Raw genomic sequence first — 3,176 nt, 5'->3', positions numbered from 1 at the left:
TGAAGAAGCGGGTGCCCAGGGGTTGCTGGCGGGCCTGAATGCGGCGCTGCTGAGCCAGGGCAAAGACGCCTGGACCCCGCGCAGGGACGAGGCCTACATCGGTGTGCTGGTGGATGATCTGATCACCATGGGCACCCAGGAGCCTTATCGCATGTTCACCAGCCGCGCGGAATACCGGCTGTTGCTGCGTGAAGACAATGCCGATCTGCGACTCACCGAAAAAGGCCGCGAGCTGGGCCTGGTGGACGATGAACGTTGGGCTGCCTTTAATGCCAAGCGCGAGGGCATGGCGCAGGAAGAGCTGCGCCTGAAGAGCACCTGGGTGCGCCCGAAAACGCCGCAAGCCGAGGCGGTGAATGCCCTGATCGAGAAGCCCCTGGCCCACGAATACAATCTGCTCGACTTGCTCAAGCGCCCGGAGCTGACCTACGCCAGCCTGGCGGATGCAGTGTCGTTGGCGGAGCGCCCGGATGCGGCGGTCATCGAGCAGATGGAAATTCTTGCCAAGTACGCAGGGTATATTGACCGCCAGGCCGACGAGATCGAAAAACTGCGGGCGGCGGAAACCACCGCGCTGCCGGCGGAATTCGATTACGGCCAGGTAAAAGGCCTGTCCAATGAGGTGAAGCAGAAGCTCGGCGAGATTCGCCCCCAGACCCTGGGCCAGGCCGGGCGCATTCCCGGCGTCACCCCGGCGGCCATTTCCCTGCTGATGATCTACCTGAAAAAACACCACCACCAAAAGAAGGCCGCCCAACAAGCATGAGTCTCGCTGACACCCTGGCCCGGGGGATCGATACCCTGGGCCTTTCCCTGAGTGACGACCAGCAGCGCCTGTTGCTGGCCTATGTGGACCTGCTGGTTAAATGGAACCAGGCCTATAACCTCACCGCCATCCGCGATCCCCAGGAAATGGTGACCCGTCACCTGCTCGATTCCCTGGCCGTTTTGCCCTATCTGGGTGAGGGCGACACCCTGGACGTGGGCACCGGCGCGNGTATCCCCGGCATTATTCTGGCGGTGGTCCGCCCCCGGCAGGCATTCGTGCTGCTGGATTCCAACGGCAAGAAAACCCGTTTTGTGCGCCAGGCCCGCCGGGAGCTGGGGCTGGATAACGTGGAGGTTGTGCACGGTCGCGTGGAACAGTACCGTAAAGCCCCATCGCAGATTATTTGTCGCGCTTTTGCTTCCTTGTCGGACATGCTGGCGTTGATGACGCCCATAATGACCGACAATACCCGTTTGCTGGCCATGAAAGCGGCCAGCACGGAAGAAGAATTGGCCACCCTGCCGACGCAGTGGCAAGGGCGCCATCACACCCTGACTGTGCCGGGACTGGATGAGCCCCGCACCCTGGTGGTAGTGAACAAGGCCTGATGTGGAGCGGGGTGCCGCCTCAGGCATTCGGCCCCAGGCGTCAGGCGTACAATCAAGGAGAACGCAGTGACCACCGTATTTGCCGTAGCCAATCAGAAAGGCGGCGTGGGCAAGACCACCAGCAGTGTGAACCTGGCGGCGTCGCTGGCGGCCACCCGCAAGAAGGTCATGCTTGTGGATATTGACCCGCAGGGCAATGCCACCACCGGGTCCGGGGTGGACAAGTTTGAAACCGACTACACCATTTACGATGTGCTGTGCGATGACGTGGCCATCGAGCAGGCGGTGACTGGTACCCCGGAAGATTCCGGTTTTGACCTGATTGCCGCCAACGGGGATCTGACCGCCGCCGAAGTCCAGCTACTGGACATGAGCGCCAAGGAATTCCGCCTGCGCAATGCGCTGGCGCGTATCCGTGACCAGTACGATTACATCCTCATCGACTGCCCGCCATCCCTGAACATGCTCACCGTCAACGCGTTGACGGCGGCGGACTCTGTGATTGTGCCGATCCAGTGTGAGTACTACGCACTGGAAGGTCTCACCGCGCTGATGAACACCATCGAGAAGATCCGCACGGTATTGAACCCGAAGCTGCACATCGGCGGCCTGCTGCGCACCATGTATGACCCCCGCAACAGCCTGTCCAACGATGTCTCCAACCAGCTGATCAGCCACTTCGGCGACAAGGTCTACCGCACCATCATCCCGCGCAACGTGCGGCTGGCGGAAGCGCCCAGCCACGGTGCGCCGGTGATCACCTACGATCCGAAATCCCGCGGTGCGGTCAGCTATCTGGCATTGGCCGGTGAGATCCTGCGTCGTGAGCAGGCGCTCAAGGCCCAGCCTGCAGCAGCTTCATAAGGAACGAAACACCATGGCGGCAAAACGTAAACGCGGTCTCAGCAAGGGCCTGGATGCCCTGCTTAGCAGCAACGAGTCCTATCAGCGGCACCAGGAAGAAGTGAGCCTGCAGAACGAGGGTGAAGCGACGGGTGAGCCCGATCAGCGTCCCCGCGATGGCGAATTGCGCCACCTGCCGGTGGAGTGCATGGAGCGAGGCCGTTACCAGCCGCGCCGTGACATGTCGCCAGATGCCCTGGAAGAACTGGCCGAATCCATTCGTGCTCAAGGTGTGATGCAGCCCATCGTGGTGCGCCCACTGGGTGACAAGCGTTACGAAATCATCGCTGGTGAGCGCCGCTGGCGTGCCGCCCAGATGGCCGAGCTGGACACCATTCCGGCGGTGATCCGCGAGGTGCCCGACGAAGCCGCCATCGCCATGGCGCTGATCGAGAATATCCAGCGGGAAAACCTCAATCCCATGGAAGAGGCCATCGCGCTGGGCCGCCTGAAGGAAGAATTCGGGCTTACCCACCAGCAGGTTGCCGATGCAGTGGGTAAATCCCGCGCCATGGTCACCAACCTGCTGCGCCTGATGAGCCTGGAATCCGACGTCAAGAAGCTGCTGGAGCATGGCGATCTGGAAATGGGCCATGCCCGTGCGCTGCTGGCCCTGACGGGCAATAAGCAGATCGAAGCCGCTCGCACCGTGGTGGCCAAGGGTCTGTCAGTGCGCCAGACCGAAGAGCTGGTCCGGGATTTCGAGAAGGCGAAACCGGCCAAGCCGGCGGCGCCCAAGGAAGATCCCAATGTGAAGGCACTGATCAGCGACCTGTCGGACCGTCTCGGTGCACCGGTGCAGATCCAGCAGCAGGGCAAGAAAGGAAAGTTGGTGATCAGTTACAACACCCTGGACGAGCTGGACGGCATTCTGGCGCACATCAAGTAATCAGGCG

The 3,176-nt window shown here is 61.7% G+C and carries 3 protein-coding genes and 1 pseudogene; all 4 read left to right on the top strand.

Features of this window, described 5'->3' with window-relative positions:
• Window positions 1-766: pseudogene (gidA, locus tag A3754_RS17290) on the top strand (tRNA uridine-5-carboxymethylaminomethyl(34) synthesis enzyme MnmG); the annotation flags it as partial.
• A complete protein-coding gene (rsmG, locus tag A3754_RS17285; protein WP_063520694.1) occupies window positions 763-1,377 on the top strand; it encodes a 16S rRNA (guanine(527)-N(7))-methyltransferase RsmG in 615 nt (204 codons plus the stop codon). The pseudogene gidA and the gene rsmG, both read left to right, overlap by 4 nt.
• A gap of 66 nt (window positions 1,378-1,443) precedes the next feature.
• Window positions 1,444-2,241, top strand: coding sequence for a ParA family protein (locus tag A3754_RS17280; protein ID WP_007151340.1), 798 nt, complete (start codon window positions 1,444-1,446; stop codon window positions 2,239-2,241).
• A gap of 13 nt (window positions 2,242-2,254) precedes the next feature.
• Window positions 2,255-3,169 (top strand): ParB/RepB/Spo0J family partition protein, encoded by a 915-nt coding sequence (locus A3754_RS17275; protein WP_063520693.1) that lies wholly within the window; start codon window positions 2,255-2,257, stop codon window positions 3,167-3,169.
• The last annotated feature ends 7 nt before the right edge of the window (window positions 3,170-3,176 follow it).

The sequence above is a fragment of the Alcanivorax sp. HI0083 genome (assembly GCF_001635175.1).
Note: the sequence above shows the minus strand (reverse complement) of the source record. Positions and strands in the feature narration are given on the sequence as shown.

Bases quoted from the DNA above. Each gene is read 5' to 3' on its own strand.
- A3754_RS17275 (WP_063520693.1), top strand. From the start codon at position 2,255: ATGGCGGCAAAACGTAAACGCGGTCTCAGCAAGGGCCTGGATGCCCTG.